The sequence below is a fragment of the Mesorhizobium sp. M0052 genome (genome assembly GCF_040323255.1).
Lineage (GTDB): Bacteria > Pseudomonadota > Alphaproteobacteria > Rhizobiales > Rhizobiaceae > Mesorhizobium.
This window is the reverse complement of record NZ_JAMYUS010000001.1, coordinates 196,434-218,589: the sequence shown is the minus strand read 5'-3', so window position 1 is coordinate 218,589 and position 22,156 is coordinate 196,434. Positions and strand designations below refer to the sequence as shown.

The window sequence follows — 22,156 nt, the reverse complement described above, 5'->3', positions numbered from 1 at the left end:
CCGGTCAGTCAGCATGAAGCGGGGTCAGGGCATCGAACAAGGTGCGATACCGGCGGTAACTTCTGTCGTAGGTGGCCTTGGCGGAAGGATCAGGGTCGATCGTCTCGATGTGGCCGGCCAGCCTTTCAGCCGCCTGCTGCACTGAGGAGGTAAGGCCGATGGCTGCGGCGGCAAGGATTGCCGCACCGATCGGCGAGGCATCGGCCGCACCCGCGATCTCGACCGGCCTGCCGCTGACATCGGCACGGATTTGCGCCCATACCCGGCTGCGCGCGCCACCGCCTGAGAGCCGGATGCGATCCGTCGCGATATCGAGATCGTCCAGCCGGTCGACCACGTCGCGCATGGCAAAGGCACAGCCCTCCAGCACGGCACGGGCACAAGCGGCTTTGCCGTGGAAGGATGTCAGGCCGTAGAAAGCGGCACGCGCTTCGGCGATCCAGCGCGGCGCCATGGCACCGGACAACGCGGGCAAGAACAGCAAATCGTCGCTGCCGGCAACCACCGTCGCCGCCAGTTCCGACATCGCCGCCGGCGAATCGACGCCGAAGGTTGTTAGAAACCACGTCACCGCGCCGCCCGAGAGCCATCCGGGATTGGAGATGAAATAGCCGTCGCCGAGAAAGCCATGGGTCTCGACCAGGCCGCCGGGGTCGAGGCGAAGCGTGCCGGACACCGCGCCGACCACTTCGGCCGTGCCGAGATTGCAGGCGACGACACCGGGCACGACAACCCCGGCGCCTATGGCGGCCGAAAAATCATCGCCGGTGCCGACCGCCAGCGGCGTGCCCACAGGAAGACCGGTGAGCTCGGCGCCGGCGTGGGTCAAGGCGCCGGCGATCTCAGATGCATCGTCGATGCCGGGCAATTTATGTGCATCGATGTCGAAGGCCGCCAGCAGATCGCCGGCATAATTGTGCTCCTTCAGCCCATAGAGCATGGTCGTCGAGGCCAGCGCGTGATCGATGACGGCACGACCGCACAACGCTGCGACCACGAATGATACCGGTTGATGCCAGAGCGCCACTCGGCGCGCTTCGGGCAGGTTGCGCGCGGCCCAGCGGATTTTCGCCGCCATATGGGTGGCGTCCAGAACGAGACCGGTGCGCTCACGGATGAAGTCCGGGTCGATGCCGGCGATCTCTCCTGCCGCCCGCCGGTCCATCCAGATGATGCACGGAGCCAGCGCCTCACCATTGCGATCGACCGCGACGCAGCCGTCGAGCTGGCCGGCAATGGCAATACCCTTGATGTCGGACGGCGCAAGCCCAGCCTTGTCGAGCGCGCCGGCAATGGCCGGCTTGAGCGCCGCCAGCCACAGCGCCGGGTTCTGTTCGGCCCAGCCGGGCGCCGGGAAGGCCGGCTGGTACAACACAGCGGCCTCGCCACGCAGCCGCAATTCGTCATCGACAACGATCGCCTTTAGGCTTTGTGTGCCGAGATCGATGCCGATGACTGGCATTAGACACGCTCGCAATCCGCGAGGACATCCCGCAGTTGCGAGAGGATAGAACCTTTCGTCGGCGAATAGGAGCCATCGAAAACCGCTGTGCCAATGGTAAAAGCGTTGGCGCCGGCCAGCTTGATTGCCTTGATCCGATCGGCTGATGCCACAGCGCCGGCGACGATCAGATGCCGCGACGGACCAAGCCCGCGCCGGGCTGCGCGCACCAGTTCGGCCGGGTCGGCCTCGGTGGCGCGATAGGCGAGGATGTCGCATCCCGCACAACCCTTCTCGGCGAAGGCCCGGCAGTCGGCCTCGACATCCTCGGCCGAACCGCCGAGCTTGGTCGGATGGCCGACCGGCCGCCCGGGAAAAGGGTAGTATTCGGTGCCGCTCCCCTCCAGCAACGCCATGATCTCGTCGACCTGGGTACCACCGAGCAGGCGCTGGATGCCGAGATCCCTGGCGATGCGCGCGGAATTAAGGCAGGCCTCAGCCGTCGTCGAGACAACTTCCATGTAAGTGGTGGCGCCTGTCCGGCCAATGGCGACAGCGAGCTTGCGCAGCACATCCGGCGCGACGCCAATATCCTTGAAGCCGACATGCTTCAGGCCGACCGGCTCAATCAAATCGACCAGGTCGAGAGAGTCCTCGACCGTGCGATCGTTGCGCGTCAGCATGAAGATGAAGTCCATCCGAAAGGTCCCTCGCCTGGTCGGGAAAGCCGGTTTGCTGCCGGTCTGTTAACACCTCCCAACCATTTGTTGCAAGGTGCCACATTTTGATTTGCAGTACCACACATTTTATGACAAAACGGGCGCCGGCCCGCCAGGCACGACTTCTAGGGAGAGGGAAGAATGCTCAAGCCGCTGAGACGTACCGCGTCCAGACTGCTCGTCGCAGTCGTATTTGTGTGGCCCCTGACGTGGCAAGTGACACAAGCGGACGCGTGGGATCTGAAAGAGGCGTCGAAACCCTATAGCGGCCAGACCATCCGCATGGTCGGCGAGGCGCTGCCGCCGCTCGAAGCGCTGAAGAAGATGGCGCCGGAGTTTGAAAAACAGACCGGCATCCATGTCGAAGTCGAGATGTACGAGCACTCGGAAGCCGTCAACAAGGTGCAGCTCGATCTCAACTCGCACCGCGGCCGCTACGACGTCATCATCCAGCCGCATCGCGAACTCGGCAAGTTCGCCACCAACAACCATCTGGTCGAAATCGCCAAGATGATGGCCGACCCGGCTTTGCGCGATCCGAGCTTCGAGCCGGAGAAGCAGCTCTACCAGACCGCCTGGCACGAAATCTCCTGGTATGACGGCAAGGAGTACGGCTTCCCCTTCACAGTGCTCAACATGTTCATGTGGTATCGCTCGGACCTGCTCGCCGATCCCAAGGAGCAGGCAGGCTTCAAGGCCAAGTATGGCTACGGCCTCGCTCCCGCCAAGGACTGGAAGCAATACCGCGATATCGCCGAATGGTTCTATCGCCCCGACCAGGGTTTTTACGGCACCGCCCTGCAGGGCAAGCGCCATGAGGCACTGTGGTATGAGTGGCTCAATTTCCTTTATTCCTTCGGCGGCGACGTGCTCGACGTGAAGAGCGGCTCGGCCTGCGGCCCGGTCATCGTCAACAGCCCCAAGGCCGTCGCCTCGCTCGAATATTACAAGAGCCTGCTGCAATTCTCGCCGCCGGACAGCCTCAACTATTTCTGGGATGATGTCATGGCGCTGATGCAGCAAGCCAAGGTCGCCGAGCTGATCATGTGGAACGACGCAACCTATGCCGTGTCGGTCGACACCACGGCCTCCACCGTGGTCGGCAAGGTTGGCTTCGATCTCGTGCCGCAAGGCGACGGCGGGAAGATCGGCCAGGTCGAGGGCTGGACCTATCTCATCCCGGTCTATTCGAAGAACCAGCAGGCCGCCTTCCTCTTCGTCCAGTGGATGATGGGCTATGACCGCCAGCTCGAACAGCATCTCAATGGCGGCGCTTCAGGTCGGCCGGATGTCTATGCCTCCGCCGAGGTGCAGAAGCTGCCCTATGCCAAGGCTTCGATGGAGGCCAACGAGCATGCGGTGCCGAAGGCGACGCTGCCGCAATCGGCCGAGATGACCGACATACTAGTGCGCGAACTGTCATCCTACCTCGCCGGCGAAAAGGAGGCGCAGGCCGCCCTCGACACCGCCGCCACCGACATCTCGACACTGCTCGGTTCTTGCGCACCCATGACCTATCCGGCACGATAGGCCTTGAGATGTCGCGCAGAGGCTACCCGCACAAGCGGGTAGCCGTTCTTGTCCGCAGGAAACGCCCGTGACGAACCGCACTCCATCGCCGCGCGGAATGCCGCTTCTCGACCGTGGGGTGGGGCCGCTCTTGATGCTGCCGGCGACGCTGCTCGTCGTCGTCTTCCTGGTCGGCCCGTTCTACTACATGGTCTACACCGCGCTGACCGACCTCAGCTTCGCCGACGCCAGCCATGCCGGCGCCTTCGTCGGTTTCGACAATTTCCGCAAGCTGATGCGCAACGACCCATTCTTCTGGGCATCGTTCCTGCTGACGCTGAAATTCGTCATCATCGCCGTCGGCCTGGAATTCCTGCTCGGCTTTGCGCTGGCCTTCCTGATCTTCCGCTTCGTCGCCAGCCAGCGGCTACTCACCACACTGCTGCTCATCCCGATGATGATCGCGCCGGTCGCCGTCGGGCTGATCTGGCGGCTGCTGTTGCAGGGCGATTTCGGCATGCTCACCTTCTACATGCGCAAGGTCGGCCTGCTGGCGCAGAATTCGGCGGTGCTTTCGGCACCCGACCTGGTGTTTCCGACCATCGTCGCCATCGATGTCTGGCAGTGGACGCCTTTCGTCACCCTGATCATGCTCGCCGGGATGATGAGCCTGCCGCGCGCGCCGTTCGAGGCGGCGATGATGGATGGCGCCAAACCGTTCCAGATTTTCCGAAACGTCATGCTGCCGCTGCTGCGGCCGGTCATCGCGCTCGTGCTGCTGCTGCGCGGCATCGACGCCTTCAAGGAGTTCGACAAGGTTTTCCTGATGACCGGCGGCGGACCGGGAACGCTGACCGAGCTGGTCTCGATCTACGCCTACCGCGTCAATTTCCGTAACTGGGACCTCGGCTACGGCGCCGCGGTCGCCTTCATGATCTATCTCGTCGTGCTGATCCTGTGCTCGGTCTTCTACAAGGCCGTCTACTGGTCGAGCCGCAAGCAGGTGGGGGCGTTTTGAGGGCGCTGCGATGATCGATCAGTCCACCAACCGCGCCTGGAAAAGCTTTGCCTGGGCGGTGTTGCTCGTCGCCGTCGTGGTGGCGCTGACGCCTTATGTCTGGATGGTGCTGGCGTCGTTCAAGAACCGCGTCGATCTTCTGTCTTCTGTGCCGAAATGGATTTTTTCGCCGACGCTTGCCAACTATCCCGCCGTCTTCATCGACAAGGGATACTGGCCGCTGGCGATCAATTCGGTGCTGATCTCGGTGTCGTCGACCATACTCTGCATCGTCATCGGCGCGCCAGCGGCCTATGGCTTTGCCCGCTCGGATTTTCCCGGCAAGGAAGACCTGTTCTTCTTCTTCCTGACCACGCGCATGGCGCCGCCGATCTCAATCGCCGTGCCGCTGTTCCTGTTCTTCACCTCGCTGGGCCTGATCGACACCATCTACGCCGTTGTGATCGCCCACACCTCCTTCAACCTGTCGCTCGTCGTCTGGATGATGCGCGGCTTCTTCGCCGAAATCCCCAGGGAGATCGACGAGGCCGCGATGATGGACGGCCGCTCGCGGCTCGGCGCATTCTTCTTCGTCGTCGCGCCGCTGGCCGCACCCGGCATCGGCGCCACAGCGGTGCTCTGCTTCATCCTGTCGTGGAACGAGTTCCTCTATGCCTTCATCCTCGTCGCTTTCGACGGGCGGCCGCTGACCGTCGGCATACCGGGGCTGGTGACGCCGCATGGCACGCTCTGGGGACAGGTCGCGGCAGTCGCGATCGTGGCAACGCTGCCGATCGTGCTTTTCACGTTCCTTGTCCAGAAACAGCTCGTCCGCGGCCTCACCTTCGGCGCGGTCAAGGGTTGAAGGGATCTTGTATGGCAATTGTTTTCGACGGCGTCACCAAGGCCTTCCCGGACGGGACGGTGGCGCTGCAGGCGCTCGATCTTGCTTTCGAGCCCGGCGAATTCCTGGTTCTGCTCGGCCCGTCCGGTTCCGGCAAGACGACAGCCTGCCGGCTGCTCGCCGGGCTGGAGCGGCCGACCGCCGGGCGCATCATGGTCGAGGGCCTCGATGTCACCGACCTGCCGCCGCGCCTGCGCGGCATGGGCATGGTGTTCCAGAACTATGCGCTCTACAGCCATAAGAGCGTCTACGAGAACATCGCCTATCCCTTGCGCATCCGAAAGATGCCGGCCGCCGAGCTTGACCGCTGCGTCCGCGCCATGGCCGAGCTGCTCGAAATCACCCGTTACCTCGACCGCCGCCCTTCGCAATTGTCGGGCGGCCAGGCGCAGCGCGTGGCTGTGGCCCGCGCACTCGTCTGGCAGCCGAGCCTCTGTCTGATGGACGAGCCGCTGTCCAATCTCGACGCCTTGTTGCGGCTCCACATGCGCACCGAGCTGAAGCGTCTGCATCGCGAGCTGAAAAAGACCTTCGTCTTCGTCACCCACGACCAGGAAGAGGCGATGACGCTGGCGACCAGGGTCGCGGTGTTGCGCGAAGGCGCACTGATCCAGTACGACGACCCGCGCGAGATCTATCGGCGGCCTGCCAATCGCTTCATCGCCGAATTCATCGGCCGTCCAGCGATGAACACGTTCGATGGCGATGTCCGCGCCGGCGTCTTCCACGCCAGCGGTTTCACTTGCCCGCTTCCGGGAAAGCCTGATGGTCCCATCGTGCTCGGCATTCGCCCGGAGCAGATCCAGCTTGTCGACGCGACTGCCGGCGACGCCATCCTGTTTGCCGTCGACGTCGTCGAACCGGTCGAGCCGGACGTGCTGATCTTCGCCAATAGCGAGGCCAACGCGCTGATCGTCAGGACTGTGAATGACGATCGCGCTTTCGATCCCGGCCAGCCGCTTTATCTACGCTTTCCGCCGGCAGCGCTGCACACATTCGATGCTGTGTCGGGAGCGCGGCTGCCGTGAGCACGCTGCTCGCTTTGGTGCCGCTGGCCGCCGCAGCCTTGGTCTGGTGGCTGTTCTACAGCTTCAACCGGTCGCGGCGCTGGTTCTCGACAGGCGAACTCATCTTCTGGGACGCCATTGCACTGGTAACCCTGCAGCTTGTCTGGCTGATCTGGTTCTGAATGCGCATTCCAGCAACGCAGATCAGTAGCCCAGCGCACAACCGTCCTTGCGAGGATCGGAGGCACCGGTGAGCGTGCCCTTTTCCCAATCGATCAGCACCAGCTGGCCGCCGCCATGCGGCTCCTCGGCGATCGAAACCTGATGGCCGCGCTGACGGAGGCCGGCGATCGCCTCAGCCGGAATCCCGCGCTCGGCCAGCACGGCATTGTCCTTGTAGAACACCCGTGGCGCATCCAGTGCCTGCTGCGGGTCCATCCCGAAATCGATCATGTTGGTCAACAGATGGACATGGCCGAACGGCTGGTAGCCGCCGCCCATCACCCCGAACGGCATCACCACCTTACCCCCTCGCGTCGCCATGCCAGGCATGATGGTGTGCATCGGTCGCTTTCGCGGCGCGATACGATTTGGATGGCCTTCCGTGAGGCGAAAACTGCTGCCGCGATTCTGCAGCACGACGCCTGTCTTGGGACCGACGACGCCGCTGCCGAAGGAACCGAAGGTCGAGTTGATGAAGCTGACTGCATTGCGGTCGCGGTCGACCACGGAGATATAGACGGTGTCGCTGCGCGGCAGCTCAAGCCGCGGCAGATGCGTCATGGCGAGAGCCGGATCGATGGCGGCGCGCAGCCGCTCCGCATAAGCTGCCGACAGCAGTTGTTCGACGGGGACCTGGACGAAATCCTGGTCGCCGATGAAAGTATCGCGGTCCTGGTAGGCAAGCCGGCCGGCTTCGATCTCGAGATGCAGCCGCTGGGCACTGTTCGGCTCCAACGAACCAAGGCTGAAGCCCGAAAGCACATTCAGCATGATCAGCGCCGTCATGCCCTGATTGTTCGGTGGCATCTGATGGATATCGTAGCCGCGATAGGACGTATTCACCGACGTGACGTAGTCGCCTTGGGTCTCGGCGAAATCCTCCAATGCATGCAGCCCGCCCAGCGCGCGAAGACGTTCCACCAGATCGTCCGCGACTTCACCTTCATAAAACCCTGCACGGCCTCGGTTGGCGATGATGCGCAAGGTGTCCGCCAAGTGCGGCTGCCGATGCACATCGCCGGCTTGCGGCGCCCTTCCCTCGGGCAGGAATATGCGCGCGGCATGTTCATCGGCTGAGAGCAGGGCGACCTCGTCGGCCCAGTCGAAGGCGACGCGATCATGAACGACATAGCCTTGTTCGGCATAGCGAATGGCTGGCGCCAGCGCGGCGTCGATGCCCTTTTTTCCGTGGTCCTTGAGTAGCCGGCACCATGCATCGATGGCGCCTGGTATGGTGACGGCATGCGGTCCGGCCGCAGGCAGTTCGCTATGGCCCCGCTCCAGATACCAATCGGCATTTGCAGCAGCAGGCGACCGCCCCGAGCCGTTGAAGGCCAGCACCTCGCCCTCGCCTTTGGGACTGTAGAGCACAAAACAGTCGCCGCCGATGCCGGTCGATTGCGGCTCGACCACCCCTTGCACTGCCGCCGCACAGACGGCGGCATCCATGGCGTTGCCGCCAGAGCGCAGCGTGTCGATAGCCGCCAGCGTCGCCAACGGATGCGATGTCGCCGCCATCGCTTCTGTCGCGCGAACCGGCGAGCGTCCGGTGAGTTGAAAATCACGCATGCAATCCTCTGATGATCCACCCGCCGGTAGTAACCTCAATGCTTGATGCGGTCGCGCATGGCGTACCACAACATCCCCAGCACATAGAGCAAGCCCCGCAGCGCCGTACCGCCCGGGAACGGCATCGGCGTCAGCGTCGAGAACAGGTCCAGCCGCGAGGCGTCGCCCATAATCGCTTCGGCCAAGAGCTTGCCCGACAGCGTTGACAGGATGACGCCCTTGCCGGAATAGCCATGCGCGAAATAGACCTCGCCATAGTGCCCGACATGCGGCAGCCGCGACGTGGTCACCGACACCAGACCGCCCCAGGCATGATCGATGCGGCAGCCCTTCAGTTGCGGGAAGGTGGCCTCCATGTGCGGCCGCACGAAACCGGCGATGTCGGCCGGCGGCGATGGCGTGTAGCGCTCGCCGCCGCCGAATAGCAGCCGACCGTCCGCCGACATGCGGTAGTAGTTGACGACGAAGCGTGTATCGGACACCGCCACATTGGCCGGGATCACATTGCGCTTGCCCTCCAGCGGCTCGGTGGCGACGATATAGTTGCCTACCGGCATGATGCGGCTGTTGACGCGCGGCTCCAGCCCATGCAGCAGCGCGTCGCCGGCCAGCACGACATGTTTGGCCCTTACCGACCCCTGCGCCGTCGAGACCCGGATCGAAGGCTCGCGCTCCAGCTTTACCGCGACGGAATTTTCATGGATGACGACACCGGCCGCCACGGCGGCACGGGCAAGGCCGAGCGTGTAGTTCAGCGGATGCATATGGCCGCCGAGCGACTCATACATCGCGCCATGATAGGGCGTGTCCACCTTGCCGCGTGCCTGCGCCGCCGACAGGATCTCGACGTCGCGGAACTTCATCACGCTCTCGAGGCATTTGGCCTCGTCTTCGAGATCCCTGAGGTCGGAGCCATTAACGGCACCGACGAGATGGCCGGTCAGCCGCAGATCGCAGTCGATGGCGTGGCGCTCGATGATGTCGAGCACCAGGCCCCGCGCCTCGAAGGCGAGGTCGAACAGCGCCTTCGCCCGCTCGGGGCCGTAGAGCTTGACCAGCCCCTTGGCGCCTTTGCGCAGGCCGGGGATCATCTGGCCGCCATTGCGGCCCGACGCGCCCCAGCCGATCTTGCCGCCTTCGAGCAGCACCACCTTCAGGCCGCGCTCGGCGGCATGAAGGGCGGCCGACAGGCCGGTGCAGCCGCCACCGACCACCACCAGATCGGCGCCGACATCTCCCACCAGCGCCGGATGGTTCGGCGCCGGATTGGCGGTGGCGACATAATAGGAATTGCCGATATCGAGGCTCGAATTGAAACCCGTTGAGCCGGAGGCCATGATCACACCTTCAGCAGCAAATGGTCGCGTTCCCAGCTCGTCACCACGCTCTGGAACAGGTCGAGTTCGACGCTCTTGACGCGCAGATAGGTCTGGAAAAAATCGTCGCCGAGCAATGCCCGCACCGGCTCGCAAGCAATGAAACGATCAAGCGCCTCCTCCATCGTTTTCGGCAGCGTGCTTTTGATCTTGTAGGCATTGCCCGAGGCCTCAGCCGAGCGCGCCAGCTTCTGCTCGACGCCGAGATAGCCGGCAAGCAGCGAACCGGCGATCGCCAGATAGGGATTGCAATCCGCTCCCGGCAAGCGGTTCTCTACCCGCCGGGCGGCGCGGCCACCTGCCGGCACGCGCAGGCCGCAAGAGCGGTTGTCATGCGACCATTCGATGTTGGCCGGTGCGCTGTGGTTCGGCCGGATGCGGCGGAACGAGTTCACGTTGGGTGCGAACAGCGGCATGATCTCGGGCACATATCTCTGCAGGCCGCCGATGAAATGGCCGAACATTTCGGTGTCTGCATCATCTCTGTCGGCAAACAGCGCGGCGCCTGTCGTTTCATCGACGACAGACATGTGCAGATGCATCGAACTGCCGGCCTGCGCGGCGATCGGCTTGGCCATGAAGGTGGCGTGCATGCCGCTCTGCTGCGCCGCTTGGCGAGTCAGCCGCTTGAACAGCAGCACCTGATCGGCGAGTGGCACCGCGTCGCCGTGCAGCAGATTGATCTCCAGCTGCGCGGTGCCCGATTCATGGATCAGCGTGTCGAGCGGCAGGCCGGCGGCTGCGGCATAATCATAGACGCGCCTTATCACCGGCTCGAATTCTTCCAGCGCCACCATGTCGTAGGGATGCTGCGAGCCCTCGGCGCGGCCATTGGCGCCAACCGGTGCCGTCAGCGGCTGGTCGGGATTCGGATTGGGCGCGGTCAGATAGAATTCGATTTCCGGCGCCACCACCGCGCGCCAACCGCGCTTCCGGTAGAGATCGAGCACGGCGCGCAGCACATGTCGTGGCGAGGCCATCCAGGGCTTGCCTTGCATGTGGAAGGCGTCGGCGAAGACATAGGCTTTGCCGACGCCACCGCCCGGCGCCAGGCACAGCGTCGACATATCAGGCACCATGCGCATATCCGGGTCTTGATAGGCAAAGCCTTCGTCGATGGAACCGGAGTAGCGGCCATCGATGCTGACCAGGAAAGCGCTGCTCGGCAGGTAGAGTGCGCGGTCTTCCAGCGCCTTGAGGAATTTCACCGTCGGCAGCGCCTTGCCGCGCAGCACGCCATTCATGTCGGGCACCAGGCACTCGACCTCCGTGATGCCGTGCTGGGCGAGCCAGGCCTTGGGATCGTTGCCGGTGAAGAGAGCGGTGTTGGTATTTTTGTCCTGCATTTTGGTTCACGTACCTATGAGAGAGAGAGTATGGCTTGCGCGGCCACATCCGTTCCAGGGGTCAGCGCCATCTTGGCAGCATTGTCCCTGAGGCGGGCGCGCATCGCATCGTCGGCCAGCAGGCCGAGAATGGCTCTCTCCAATCCCCCTTCGGTCCAGGCGTCGCGGCCGATATGGTCGCCCACGCCCGTCTCTCCCGCGCGTTGCGCATTGTCATGTCCGTCCCAGCAATAGGGCATGATCAGCGACGGCACGCCGAAGCGCAGCGCCTCGCAAAAACTGTTGTTTCCTCCGTGATGAATAAACAGGTCCGACTTCGCCACCACCGAAGGCTGCGGAAACCAAGCGTCGAGATAGACATTGTCCGGCACCGCGCGATAGGCGTCGCGCAGGCCGCCGGCATTGACGATGAAGCGCGCCGGCAGCCTGTCGAAGACGGCGAGCATGCGCTCGATCAGCCCGACATCCATCGCGCCGAGGCTGCCGAAGCTGACATAGACCAGCGGCCCGCAATTGCGCGGAAACACCGGCACCTCGAATGGCCCTTCCGAACGCACGCAGCCTTCGAGATAGACAAAGCGTTTGGGGTCGAGCGGCTCGGCCCGCTCACGCCGTACGATCGCTGGCGTCAGCAGCAGATTGAGGTCGGGTGATGTCTCGAGGAACAGGCCCTTGGGCAACGGCGCCAGGCCGGCATCCGCGCGAAAACGGTTGAAGCACTCATGCGCGGGTGCGGAGGCCGCGAGATAGCGCGCTTCGAACGCCGCACGTTGCGGGTCGTCGGCACCCATCCCCGAGAGATAGGGCGGCACCTCGGCATCCGGCAGTTCCGTCTCGGCACAGGAGACGACGCGCACCCACGGGCAGCCGGCGGCGGCGATCGCCGGGAACATGATGACGTTGTCGAGCACCACCGCGTCCGGCTTCAGCCGCGCCAGCAATTGGCGCAGCGGCGCCTCGGCGTTGACGGCGGTGTCGACGATCGCTTGCCAGGTCGGCGCGACATAGGTCTCGAGCTGGTCGATCGGGCTCAGCCGGAAATGCGGCAGGTGCCGGCGCACGAAGGCCTGCCAATAGCTCTGGCGGTCGCTGTCGCTCAGCGGCTCATCCGTCGGCAGATGGTATTCCTGGAAGCCATAGTCGGTAAAGACGCCGGAGAAGCCGGCATGGCAGATGAAGACGGGGCGAGCGCCCCGTGCGCGCAATGCCTGTGCGATACCGACGCAATTCAACGCGGCGCCGAAACTGGCTTCGGGAAACAGCGCGATGGTCGGGCTGGCTTTACGCGTCAATTATTCCTCTTCAATCCGGCCGGCTGATCATGCCGAACAGTGCGGGAGCTCCGCGGCTGGCTGCTTGCGGTCGCTGGCTGCGGGAGAGCCGCAGGTGGATGCGAAGCAGATCGGCAGCCACCTCATACTGCCGGCTTTCAAGATAGTCGAGTATGCCCGAGTGTTCGCGCAACGATTGCCGCAGCCGAAACACGTTGACGCCGGAATAGATGCCCGGCAGCCGGCGCAGGCGGAGATGATCGGCCAATGCATCCGACACAAAACGGTTGGCGCAGCCCTCGGCGATCATGCCATGAAAATCCATGTCCAGCCGCTGGAACTCGCGCGTGTCGAATGTCTCGTCCGGCAGCGCTGCAAGCGCTTCCATGCCTTGCCGCAACATTGCTGCCCGCGCCCCGTCCAGCCGAAAGCCTGGCGTCAGGATGGCCGCCGGCTCCAGCAGCAGGCGGAACTCGTAGCTTTCGCCTTGCGCCTCCGGATCGTCCGGCGCGCGGCGAAACAACCAGGATTGCCCAGGCGCACGATCCAGAAGATTCTCGTCGGTCAGTTTGTTAAGTGCTTTTAGTACCGTCTTGCGATCAGCGTCGTAGCGTCGCATCAGCCCCGCGATGGTCACCGTCTGGTCCAACCGTCGCGCCGAGCGGTCGCGCAGGATGGCTTCGGCGAGCTCGTCTTCCTCCGCACTGGGTAGTTCGGCGGCAATGGCGGGCTGGGCGGCGAGGTCGACCGTCAGATGATAACCGCTGTCGGCCTCCCAGCGCACCACGCCCCGTTCCGCGAGCAGGCCGAGTGCGGCGCGTACGGGCGTGCGCGAGACATTGCACAGCGAGGCGATCTGCTGTTCGGGCAGGCGGGCGCCAGGCTCGAAGCCACGCTGCCGCGCCACATCCAGGATGCGCTGCGCCAGATCGAGATGGTTGGTGCGAGGTCGTCTGGCTACGGCTTGCATGACTTTTCTCGAATGCGAATGTGGCGCATTGGTCTGGCTGATCGCCGGAACAGGGACAATCGGCCAAATTCCTCCGTCGTTGACAGATTATGGATTGACGTACTTTTTTCTGCAATAGTACTGTCGGCACAATCGGCGAGAAAAGACCGAGGGAACAGGATCAAGGCAGGCGCGCGCGTCGCCGGCCTTGGTCCGGCAAATGATTTCGACGATCAAACCGAATGGGAGACTGCCATGACCGCTACCAGCCTGCGGCGCCGTGCGCTCAATACATCCTCAATCGCTCTCGGTCTCGCCCTGACGCTCTCGGTGCCGGCCGCCGCAGCCGACCTCGTTATTTCGAACTGGGATGGGTACATGGCACCCGACGCCATGGCCGCTTTCAAGACCGCCACCGGCGTTGCCGGCGAAGTGGTGGTGCACGCCACCAATGAAGAGATCATGGGCAAGCTGATTGCCGCCGGCGGCAAGGGCTATGACGTGGTCTTCGTCTCCTCGCCCTTCGCCGAAGTATTAAACAAGCTTGGCCTGACCGAGCCGATCGACCATGCCAAGATCCCCAACCTCGCCAACCTCTATCCCGAAGCGACCAAGCTGCCGCACGATGTCGGCAACGCTTTCTCCGTGCCTTACACCTGGGGCACGACGGGCCTCTGCTACCGCTCTGACCTTGTCAAGACGGCGCCCACGAGCTGGAGCGACCTGCTCGCCCCTTCCGACGAGATGAAGGGCAAGACCACCATGCTGGCGACCGATCGCTGGCTGCTGGCCGCCGGGCAGCTCGACAAGGGCTATTCGGTCAACGAGACCGACCCGGCCAAGATGGCCGAGGTCAAGGACCTCTTGATCTCCGCCAAGAAGACCCTGCTCGCCTATGACGACACCACCTTCTATTCCAAGCTGGTTTCCGGCGAGGCGCTGATGGTGCAGGCCTGGGACGGCTGGTGCAATTACGGCATCGCCGACAAGCCGGAGATCAAATACGTCATCCCTAAAGAAGGTTCGGACCTGTGGGTCGACACGATGGTGGTGATGAAGGCGTCCGAGCACAAGGACGACGCCTTCAAGTTCATCAACTTCATGCTCGACGCCAAGAACCACGCCTGGGCGGCGCAGAACATCGACTACAAGGTGCCGAACAAGCCGGCGATGGAAAGCCTGCCGGCCGACTTCCTGGCCAAATTCCCCAACATGGCGATGCCGGTGGCCGATCTCGTCAAGTTCGAGCAGTTGCGTGACGTCGGCGAAGCCCAGCGCGACTATTCCAAGATCGTCAGCGAGATCAAGGCCGCGCAGTAAGCGGCGCAGACTTCACGGCCGGCAGCACTTCTGCCGCCGGCCCTGAGCGGTACCCGAGAAATTGTCCCAGACCCGACTTCGTTCCTCTCTGCTGATGGCCCCGGCGCTGGTCTGGCTGACCGCGCTGATGGTGGTGCCATGCGCCCTGGTGCTGGCGCTCGCCTTCTTCCGGCGCGGCGTCTATGGCGGCATCGACTACACTTTGACGCTGGAAAATTTCGGGTTGGTCTTCGACCCGCTCTATGCCGGCATCTTCCTCAACTCAGCACGTATCGCCGGCACCGCGACCTTGATTGCGGTGGTGATTGGCTATGCCGCAGCCTATGCGATCGCGGCCGCACCGCGCCGGTGGCAGCCAATTTTCCTGTTCTTCGCCGTGCTGCCGTTCTGGTCCAACTATCTGATCCGCACCTATGCCTGGATCGTGCTGCTGAACCGCGAAGGGCTGATCACCCAGTTGCTGCGCTGGTTCGGCTACACCGGCGAACCGCCCTCGATGCTCTATACCGAAGGCTCGGTCATCGCGGGCCTCGTCTACAACTATCTGCCCTTCGTCATCCTCGCCTGCTACGCGCCGCTGTCGCGCCTCAACCCGGAACTGGCCGAGGCATCGCGCGATCTCGGCGCCTCCGCTGCCACCACTTTCCGACGTGTCATCCTGCCGCTGACCGTGCCCGGCATCGCTGCGGGTGCTGTCTTCGTCTTCGTGCTGTCGATCGGCAATTTCGTCACCCCGGCGCTGCTCGGTGGCGGCCGCTTCCAGATGATCGGCAACCTCGTTTACGACCAGTTCCTGACTGCCAATGACTGGCCGTTCGGCGCAGCGCTCGCCATGGCGCTGATCGCCATCATGCTTCTGGTGCTGATGGCGCAGGCGCTCGCCGCCGACCGCGCCGCGGGGCGTGCGGCTGAGGCAAAGGGTGACGCCGATGGCTGAGCGCTGCGCAATTCTTGCCTTCTCCCCGTTCACCGGGAGAAGGTGCCCCGAAGGGGCGGATGAGGGGCGGCGTCAACCTTTGCGACGCTCAGCGCTGCCCCTCATCTGCCTGCCGGTATCTTCTACCCGTGAACAGGGAGAAGGACTCTGGTCGTTCGCTTGCCTTCCAATTGTCGGAGGCCGGCGATGACCCATTCCTTCACCCGTACGCTCGGCATGCGGACGATCCTCACCCTCGTCTTCGCCTTCCTCTACATCCCCATCGCCGTGCTGGTGGCGCTGTCCTTCAACGAAGGCGGATTGCCGACGGCATGGTCGGGCTTTTCGCTGAAATGGTATGCCTCGCTGGCCGGCAATTCCGCCATCCTTTCCGCTGCGCTCAACACGCTGATCGTGGCGTTGGTCTCCACGGCCATCGCCACGCTGCTCGGCACGCTGCTGGCCATCGGCATCGAGATGCGCCGGCAATACGGCAGGGGTCTCGAGGCGCTGATCTTCGCACCGATGATCATCCCCGACATCGTCCTGGCGATCGCTCTGCTGTCGTTCTTCTCCATGCTAAACCTGACCATGGGCCTGCACACCATCATCCTCGCCCATGTCGTCTTCAACCTCGCCTTCGTCTGCTCGGTGGTGCGCGCAAGGCTAAAGAGTTTCGACTGGTCGATCGTCGAGGCCTCCGCCGACCTCGGCGCCTCGGCTCTGACCACCTTCCGGCGTGTGACATTGCCGGTCATCGCGCCGGCAGTGATTGCCGGCGCTCTGCTTGCCTTCACGCTCTCGGTCGACGAGTTCATCATCGCCTTCTTCACCGCCGGTGCCGGCCGCGCCTCGACGACGCTGCCTATGCAGATCTACGCCATGATCCGCTTCGGCATCACGCCGGAGATCAACGCGCTGGCGACCATCGTCATGGCGGTATCCATCACCGCGCTGACCCTGTCGCAGCGGCTCAACCGTGGGATCATCGGCCAATGAGCGAACCGCGCACGCTGCTGGCCATTGATAACGTTTCGAAGAAGTTCGGCCGGGTCACCGCCGTCGACGGCATCTCGCTCGACATCCGCGAAAACGAGTTCTTCGCGCTGCTTGGACCCTCCGGCTGCGGCAAGACCACGCTGCTGCGCATGCTGGCCGGCTTCGAGACGCCAACCGACGGCCGCATACTGCTCGATGGCAAAGACATCGCCCGGACCCCGCCCAACAAGCGGCCGGTCAATCTGATGTTCCAGTCCTACGCGCTGTTCCCGCATATGAGCGTGCGCGCCAATGTCTCCTACGGGCTGGAGATGGAGCGCTTGCCGAAAGCTGAAATCCGTTCCCGCGTCGAGGCCATTCTGGCCACCACCGAGCTTGTCCCCTTCGCCGACCGTAAGCCTGAGCAATTGTCGGGTGGCCAGAAGCAGCGCGTCGCGCTCGCCCGCGCGCTGGTCAAACGGCCTCGGTTGCTGCTGCTCGACGAACCGCTGGGCGCGCTGGACAAGAAACTGCGCGGCGCCATGCAGATGGAGCTGAAGCGCCTGCAGCACGAAGTCGGCATCACCTTCGTCATCGTCACCCACGACCAGGAAGAGTCACTCGTCATGGCCGACCGCATGGCGGTGCTCAAGGACGGCCAGCTGCTGCAATGCGACACGCCGCACGTGATCTACGAGCATCCCACCGACCGTTTCGTCGCCGACTTCATCGGCGTGATGAATTTCGTACCGGGCAAGATGTCTGCGGATGGCGTGATCGCCGCGAACGGCGCGCGCATCACCGGCAAGGTTCCCGCCAAGCTCACACCCGGCGCTTCCGCTGTCGCTTCGGTGCGACCCGAGCGCATCCGGCTGTTCCCGTCAGCCGAGACCGCCAACCGCATCGCCGGCACGGTTGAGGCGCTGGCCTATCACGGGCTCGACCTGCAGCTGCATGTCCGCACGCCTCTGTCGCCAAAACCATTTCTGGTGCGCGTCACCGCCGATGCCGCCGACCGCCGGCCGGTCTCGTCGGGCGATCAGGTCGAACTCGGCTGGGACGCCGCCGATGTCAGAATTTTTCAGGAATAGGAGAGCTTGATGGCGCAGAAGACGATCGCGTTTTTTCCCGAAGCGGCCTACGGCCCGGCGCTCAATTCGGTCGGCATCGCGCAAGCCGTCGAGGCGCGCGGCCATAAGGCAGTGTTCCTGTCCGACCCCGGCTTTGTCGATGTCTACAAGGGTTACGGCTTCGAAGCGCATCCGGTGAACCTGTCGGAGCCGATGCCGCCCGAGCAGATGGCGAAATTCTGGGAAGACTTCATCAACGGCCACATCCCGAACTTCCGCAAATCGCCCTACGATCAGGTCGACAATTACGTGAAGGATTGCTGGACCGCGATTGTCGACAGCGCCAAATGGGCGCAGAAGGATTTGCCGCGAGTCCTGGCCGCCATCAAGCCTGATGTCATTTGCGTCGACAATGTCATCCTGTTTCCGGCCATCAAACAGTTCGGCAAGCCTTGGGTGCGCGTCATCTCCTGCTCGGAAAACGAGATCGAGGATGAGGACATCCCGCCGCATCTCTCCGGTTGCGGCGAGAACGACCATGTCGGCCACCAGCGCTATCGCGATCATTTCAATGCGGTGATCAAGCCCATCCACGACGACTTCAACGCCTTCCTCACCGCAAACAATGAAGCGCCATACCCGGTCGGTCAGTTCTTCGAGGCCTCGCCCTATCTCAATCTGCTGCTCTATCCCGAAGCGGCAAAGTTCAAACGCCGCCATCCGCTTGATACGACGAAATTCCAGTATCTCGAAGGCTGCGTGCGGCAGGAAAAGCCATACGCCGTGCCGACCTTCGCCGAGAACAATGACGGGCCGCTGCTCTATGTCTCCTTCGGCAGCCTCGGCGCTGGCGATGTCGATTTGTTGAAGCGCATCATCACAACACTGGGCAAGACCCGTTACCGCGCGCTGGTCAATGTCGGCGGCTACAAGGACCTGTACACGGATGTGCCGGACAACGTCATCGTCGAGAGCTGGTTTCCGCAGCCTTCAGTCATCCCGCAGGTCGATGCCGTCATCCACCATGGCGGCAACAACTCGTTCACGGAGTGCCTCTATTTCGGCAAGCCGGCCATCATCATGCCCTATGTCTGGGACGGCCACGACAACGCCACCCGCGTCCAGGAAACCGGCCACGGCTTCGGCATGCCGCGCTACGACTGGAGCGACGCCCAGTTGGTCAGCAGGATCGAGGCTTGCCTGACCGACCCCAAGATGAAGGCCAAGCTGGCGAAGACCTCGTCGCAGATGCGGGCACAGAACGGACCGGAAAAGGCCGCAGGGTTGCTGGAGAAGTTGCTGTGACCTCCTCCGCCCCGCACCTTTACCAAGCCTCCACCCGCACCGACCTCGTCGACTGGGGCGCCCAGTCCGACGCGCTCGACGGCGCGTCGCACTCGACCGGCAGGCTTGTCCACAAAGGACCCAACAACCAGCCGGAATCCGGCATCTGGGTCTGCACGCCCGGCCGCTGGCGGCTCTCGATTCCGCGCGACGAATTGTGCCATTTCGTCGCCGGCCGCGCGACGTACCGGTCGGATGCCGGGGAGGTGGTAGAAGTCGCAGCCGGGACCGTGGTCATGTTCCCTGCCGGCTGGACAGGCGAATGCACCGTGCATGAGACCATGCGCAACGTCTACATGCTGGCTTGAACAGCAACGGAGCTTCCCAATATGCCGACACCGCACTGGCCAAAGGCCTCGACCGTGAAACTGGAGGACTGGGGCGGGGGCAGCAACACGCTTGCCGGCTCGCCGCGCGCCTCGGGCAGGATCCTCTCGCAGAACCCGGACGGCTCAAGCGAATGCGGCCTGTGGTCGTGCACGCCAGGCAGCCGCAAGGTTACCTTTGCCGCCGACGAGTTCTGCCATTTCCTGTCGGGCCGCGGGACCTATGTCCGCGAGAATGGCGAAGAGATCCCGGTCGAGGCCGGCATGCTGGTGTTCTTCCCCGCCGGCTGGGCCGGCACCTCCACCATCACGCAAACACTGACCAAGGCCTTCATGTGCCGCTGAGCACTTTTTTAAAGGAAATCGCCATGACCACGCCCATCATGCAATCCCCGCTTGCCATCACCGACCTCGTCGACTGGGGCGTCATCCCGACCATGATCGAGGGCGTGTCCCACACCTCGGGCAAGCTGCTCTACAAGGGGCCGGAGGGCCGTTCGGAATGCGGCCTGTGGGTCTGCACCCCCGGCAAATGGCACTGCCATGTCACCCGCGACGAGTTCTGCCACTTCCTCGAGGGCCGCTGCACCTATGTGCACGAATCGGGCGAGGTCATCCAGATCGAGCCGGACACGGCGGCGTTCTTTCCTCAGAATTGGAAAGGCGTCTGCACCGTCCATGAGACCATCAAGAAGGTCTACATGATCCGCTGAGCGGACCTGAAAGGACGACCATGCAATTCTCCGCTGAACGGCCGGCTTTCTTCGTCAATCCGGACTACCGGCCGATGACCGGCACGGCAAAACCGGTGATCGATCCGGCGACGCTGGAGACCGTCGGCTCGATCTCCGCCGCAACGGACGGTGAGGTCGATGCGGTGCTGTGTGCCGCAACCACGGCACAAGCCGCCTGGAAGAAGCTCGATGCCAAGAGCCGGGCAAAGCATCTGCATGCGGTCGCCAACGCCATCGAGGCGGCGGACTTCACCCGCTGCGCAGAGCTGATGGTGCGCGAGATGGGCAAGCCTTATCCCGAAGCAATCGGCGAGATCGCCAATTGCGCGCCGATCTTCCGCTACTATGCCGAGATGGCGCGCGACGACGCCGGCAAGATCGCCGGTACGACGCAGGCCGGGTCGTTCCAGTATGCGCGCTACGAGCCGTATGGCGTCTCCGTGCACATCATGCCTTACAACTTCCCGATCCTGCTGATGTGCTGGACCGTTGCGGCCTCGCTTGCCGCCGGCAATGGCTGCGTCATCAAGCCGGCCGAAGCGACGACGCTGTCGACGCTGGACTACATGACGGTGTTCCGTTCACTGCCGGAAGGGCTGGTCGCCTGCCTGCCTGGCACGGCCGCCACCGCGCAGGCGCTGATCGCCTCCGAGCGCACCCACGCTGTCGCCTTCACCGGCTCGGTCGCCGCCGGCAAAGCCGTGGCAGTCGCCTGCGCCGAGCGCATGAAGCCTTGCGTCATCGAAGCCGGCGGCAGCGATCCGCTGATCATCAGCGAGCACGCGCCGCTCGACGTGGCGGCAGCCGGCAGCGTCACCGCCGCCTTCCACCTGACCGGCCAGGTCTGCACCTCGGCCGAACGCTTCTTTGTCGTCGACTCGGTTCACGATCGCTTCGTCGAGCTGTTCGCCGAGAAGACGCGGGCGCTGCGCATCGGCAATGGCATGGACAAGACCGAGATCGGCCCGCTGGTCAGCGAAGCCGCCCGGGCGAAAGTGATGCGGCTGGTCGATGATGCTATCAGCAACGGCGCTATAGCCGTTGCCGGCGGGCGCATTCCGCCGGCGCACAACAATGGCTGGTTCTACGAGCCAACGATCCTGACCGGGGTTACACCCGATATGGCGATCGTGCGCGAAGAGTGTTTCGGGCCGGTCGCAGCGATCTGCCGCGTAAAGGATTTCGACGAAGCGATCCGGCTTGCCAATGACAGCCCGTTCGGGCTCGGCGCCTCGGTCTTCACCACCGACCTCGCCGAGGCGCATGAAGCGGCCGAGCGGCTCGAGGCCGGCATGGTCTGGGTCAACAACCCGCTGATCGACAATGACGCCCTGCCCTTCGGCGGCTGGAAGGCATCAGGCCTTGGCCGCGAGCTGGGACGCCAGGGACTCGACGCCTTCCGACGCTCCAAGATGGTCATCATCGACCACAGACCGGCGATCAAGGACTGGTGGTACCCCTACCCCGACAGCTGGTTCCGCGAGACAGGCGGCCGCAAGCACGTGTGAGCCCGGCTAGTCCATAACGTAAGCTGATGCTTACGCATCTGCCGAGATAGGCCGGCTATTTCAACGCTTGAAGCTTGTCGATCGCGGCAGTGAATCCGGCAAGCGAGACCGGAATGGTCACCGGCTTGCGCGTCACCGACTCGATGCCGATGTTCAGGTTGGTTCCCGATTTCATCGCCTTGAGGAGGTCCGCCGACAAAGGGGTCGCCGCATAGGCGCCGTTCTGGTCACTGGTCTGGATGGCGATGGTCGTCTTCTGCCCCTGGTCGATCTGGTACGAGGAGCCGGAAGGCAGGAACAGCCCGTGCGGCAAGGCCAGCAGCATCGCGAGGTTGCCATTGCCGTTGTCGCGGCGAACCGTAACGGTAAGAACGCGCTGCCCCGTCTTGGCCTCGGTAAGGTTTTGGGAGACCTGGCATTGAAGCTCGGTGCCGGCCGATCCGCTAGCGCAGTTTAGCGACCATGGATTGCCTTCTGCAGGCTTTGTCTCGGCAGATTTGGTTGACTTCGGCTCTTCGGCAAGCGCCGACCCTGCCGACACGACCAGCCATAGCGCGCCGACCCAGGCGGCCCGCCCACAAACGGTTCTCAGCAATGAAGCCACCCGATCCTCGTCGTGTCAGGGTTTCGCCCAGCGCGTTGATACAACA

General features: G+C 63.6%; 22 protein-coding genes. 14 read left to right on the top strand and 8 right to left on the bottom strand.

Features of this window, described 5'->3' with window-relative positions; translation table 11 throughout:
* Window positions 1-4: 4 nt before the first annotated feature.
* On the bottom strand, window positions 5-1,462 hold the full coding sequence (locus NKJ77_RS01030; protein ID WP_023832990.1) for a xylulokinase: 1,458 nt from the start codon (window positions 1,460-1,462) through the stop codon (window positions 5-7).
* Entirely contained in the window at window positions 1,462-2,139 is a 678-nt protein-coding gene (locus NKJ77_RS01025; RefSeq protein ID WP_023832991.1) for a beta/alpha barrel domain-containing protein, read from the bottom strand. The genes NKJ77_RS01030 and NKJ77_RS01025 overlap by 1 nt, the downstream gene beginning before the upstream one ends.
* 237 nt (window positions 2,140-2,376) lie before the next feature.
* Between NKJ77_RS01025 and NKJ77_RS01020 the strand changes: the two genes are divergently transcribed.
* The 5 genes from NKJ77_RS01020 (at window position 2,377) to NKJ77_RS01000 (ending at window position 6,759) form a co-directional block, all read left to right on the top strand.
* On the top strand, window positions 2,377-3,690 hold the full coding sequence (locus NKJ77_RS01020) for an ABC transporter substrate-binding protein (protein WP_023672935.1): 1,314 nt from the start codon (window positions 2,377-2,379) through the stop codon (window positions 3,688-3,690).
* 67 nt (window positions 3,691-3,757) lie between these two features.
* Complete coding sequence (locus NKJ77_RS01015; protein ID WP_155923309.1) at window positions 3,758-4,687, top strand: carbohydrate ABC transporter permease; 930 nt, start codon at window positions 3,758-3,760, stop codon at window positions 4,685-4,687.
* A 10-nt stretch (window positions 4,688-4,697) separates the two neighbouring features.
* Window positions 4,698-5,531: a carbohydrate ABC transporter permease gene (locus NKJ77_RS01010; protein ID WP_023686650.1), complete on the top strand. Its 834-nt coding sequence runs from the start codon at window positions 4,698-4,700 to the stop codon at window positions 5,529-5,531.
* Between the two features lie 11 nt (window positions 5,532-5,542).
* Window positions 5,543-6,598 carry an ABC transporter ATP-binding protein gene (locus NKJ77_RS01005; protein WP_023685718.1) on the top strand — a complete coding sequence of 352 codons (1,056 nt, stop codon included), beginning with the start codon at window positions 5,543-5,545 and terminating at the stop codon, window positions 6,596-6,598.
* Complete coding sequence (locus tag NKJ77_RS01000) at window positions 6,595-6,759, top strand: hypothetical protein (RefSeq protein ID WP_023701459.1); 165 nt, start codon at window positions 6,595-6,597, stop codon at window positions 6,757-6,759. The genes NKJ77_RS01005 and NKJ77_RS01000 overlap by 4 nt, the downstream gene beginning before the upstream one ends.
* Window positions 6,760-6,781: 22 nt before the next feature.
* Here the strand turns inward: NKJ77_RS01000 and ggt are convergent, their stop codons facing one another.
* Genes ggt through NKJ77_RS00975 form a run of 5 tightly spaced genes read right to left on the bottom strand, consistent with a single transcriptional unit; the run spans window position 6,782 to window position 13,331 of the window.
* The gene (gene ggt / locus NKJ77_RS00995; protein WP_023819654.1) at window positions 6,782-8,368 is read right to left on the bottom strand and encodes a gamma-glutamyltransferase; all 1,587 of its coding nucleotides are present in this window, start codon (window positions 8,366-8,368) and stop codon (window positions 6,782-6,784) included.
* A gap of 35 nt (window positions 8,369-8,403) precedes the next feature.
* Complete coding sequence (locus tag NKJ77_RS00990) at window positions 8,404-9,705, bottom strand: NAD(P)/FAD-dependent oxidoreductase (protein WP_031196044.1); 1,302 nt, start codon at window positions 9,703-9,705, stop codon at window positions 8,404-8,406.
* 2 nt (window positions 9,706-9,707) lie between these two features.
* Window positions 9,708-11,090 (bottom strand): glutamine synthetase family protein, encoded by a 1,383-nt coding sequence (locus NKJ77_RS00985; RefSeq protein WP_023832994.1) that lies wholly within the window; start codon window positions 11,088-11,090, stop codon window positions 9,708-9,710.
* A 14-nt stretch (window positions 11,091-11,104) separates the two neighbouring features.
* Window positions 11,105-12,382, bottom strand: coding sequence for a glycosyltransferase (locus tag NKJ77_RS00980; RefSeq protein ID WP_023826301.1), 1,278 nt, complete (start codon window positions 12,380-12,382; stop codon window positions 11,105-11,107).
* A 10-nt stretch (window positions 12,383-12,392) separates the two neighbouring features.
* Complete coding sequence (locus NKJ77_RS00975) at window positions 12,393-13,331, bottom strand: GntR family transcriptional regulator (RefSeq protein WP_023832995.1); 939 nt, start codon at window positions 13,329-13,331, stop codon at window positions 12,393-12,395.
* A gap of 234 nt (window positions 13,332-13,565) precedes the next feature.
* On the opposite strand from NKJ77_RS00975, the gene NKJ77_RS00970 reads away from it, so the two are divergent.
* The 9 genes from NKJ77_RS00970 to NKJ77_RS00930 all read left to right on the top strand — a co-directional run bounded on the left by NKJ77_RS00970 (window position 13,566) and on the right by NKJ77_RS00930 (window position 21,506).
* Window positions 13,566-14,630 carry a polyamine ABC transporter substrate-binding protein gene (locus NKJ77_RS00970; RefSeq protein WP_023685711.1) on the top strand — a complete coding sequence of 355 codons (1,065 nt, stop codon included), beginning with the start codon at window positions 13,566-13,568 and terminating at the stop codon, window positions 14,628-14,630.
* A 94-nt stretch (window positions 14,631-14,724) separates the two neighbouring features.
* Complete coding sequence (locus NKJ77_RS00965) at window positions 14,725-15,567, top strand: ABC transporter permease (RefSeq protein ID WP_023672945.1); 843 nt, start codon at window positions 14,725-14,727, stop codon at window positions 15,565-15,567.
* Window positions 15,568-15,753: 186 nt separating this feature from the next.
* Window positions 15,754-16,545 carry an ABC transporter permease gene (locus NKJ77_RS00960; protein WP_023672946.1) on the top strand — a complete coding sequence of 264 codons (792 nt, stop codon included), beginning with the start codon at window positions 15,754-15,756 and terminating at the stop codon, window positions 16,543-16,545.
* Window positions 16,542-17,615 carry an ABC transporter ATP-binding protein gene (locus NKJ77_RS00955; protein WP_023692047.1) on the top strand — a complete coding sequence of 358 codons (1,074 nt, stop codon included), beginning with the start codon at window positions 16,542-16,544 and terminating at the stop codon, window positions 17,613-17,615. The genes NKJ77_RS00960 and NKJ77_RS00955 overlap by 4 nt, the downstream gene beginning before the upstream one ends.
* Before the next feature lie 9 nt (window positions 17,616-17,624).
* The gene (locus NKJ77_RS00950; RefSeq protein WP_023672948.1) at window positions 17,625-18,899 is read left to right on the top strand and encodes a glycosyltransferase; all 1,275 of its coding nucleotides are present in this window, start codon (window positions 17,625-17,627) and stop codon (window positions 18,897-18,899) included.
* The gene (locus tag NKJ77_RS00945; protein ID WP_023672949.1) at window positions 18,896-19,246 is read left to right on the top strand and encodes a cupin domain-containing protein; all 351 of its coding nucleotides are present in this window, start codon (window positions 18,896-18,898) and stop codon (window positions 19,244-19,246) included. Before NKJ77_RS00950 ends, NKJ77_RS00945 begins: the two co-directional genes overlap by 4 nt.
* Window positions 19,247-19,267: 21 nt before the next feature.
* Window positions 19,268-19,609 carry a cupin domain-containing protein gene (locus NKJ77_RS00940; RefSeq protein WP_023672950.1) on the top strand — a complete coding sequence of 114 codons (342 nt, stop codon included), beginning with the start codon at window positions 19,268-19,270 and terminating at the stop codon, window positions 19,607-19,609.
* 23 nt (window positions 19,610-19,632) lie between these two features.
* Window positions 19,633-19,977: a cupin domain-containing protein gene (locus NKJ77_RS00935; RefSeq protein ID WP_023672951.1), complete on the top strand. Its 345-nt coding sequence runs from the start codon at window positions 19,633-19,635 to the stop codon at window positions 19,975-19,977.
* A 20-nt stretch (window positions 19,978-19,997) separates the two neighbouring features.
* Window positions 19,998-21,506 carry an aldehyde dehydrogenase family protein gene (locus tag NKJ77_RS00930; RefSeq protein ID WP_023733647.1) on the top strand — a complete coding sequence of 503 codons (1,509 nt, stop codon included), beginning with the start codon at window positions 19,998-20,000 and terminating at the stop codon, window positions 21,504-21,506.
* A 55-nt stretch (window positions 21,507-21,561) separates the two neighbouring features.
* Here the strand turns inward: NKJ77_RS00930 and NKJ77_RS00925 are convergent, their stop codons facing one another.
* A complete protein-coding gene (locus NKJ77_RS00925; RefSeq protein ID WP_023832996.1) occupies window positions 21,562-22,101 on the bottom strand; it encodes an invasion associated locus B family protein in 540 nt (179 codons plus the stop codon).
* Window positions 22,102-22,156 lie beyond the last annotated feature (55 nt).